The following is a 456-nucleotide window of genomic DNA, read 5'->3' as shown; positions in this document are numbered from 1 at the left end:
CGAGCACCGCGGTCGCGACGGGCGTGATGACGCTCGCCAGCAACCCCACGGCCACGTAGAGCACGAACAGCACCGCCGCGTGCGGGAGCACGCCGCCGATGGCGACGAGGAGTTCTGCCAGCAGAGCCGCCCCGCCGGTCTCCGTGAGCGCGACCCCGAGCGGGATGACGCCGGCGAGCAGGAAGATCACGTTCCAGGAGACCGCGTCGTAGGCGTCCGACGTGGAGAGACACCCCGTCACGACCATCGCGACGACGCCGGCGAGCGCGGCGATCACGATCGGTAGCAGATCGAGAGCGGCGACCGCGACGACGCCGAGCAGGATCCCGACCGCGACCGGCGCGGTCGAGGAGACGGACGGGAGAGTCTCGTCCTCGTCGCCGAGCCGCTCTTCGAGTCCGCGCTCGTCGACGACGAGGAGTTCGTCGGTGTCGCTGAAGTAGCGCAGCGACGCTG

The 456-nt window shown here is 70.8% G+C and carries 1 protein-coding gene; it reads right to left on the bottom strand.

Going from position 1 to position 456, the window contains the following annotated elements:
• A partial coding sequence (locus DEQ92_RS22600) for an SLC13 family permease (protein WP_255564077.1) occupies positions 1-456 on the bottom strand: 456 nt, incomplete at both ends.

Source organism: Haloferax sp. Atlit-6N (assembly GCF_003383195.1).
Classification (GTDB): Archaea; Halobacteriota; Halobacteria; order Halobacteriales; family Haloferacaceae; genus Haloferax; species Haloferax gibbonsii.
This window is presented reverse-complemented; position numbering and strand designations above follow the sequence as displayed.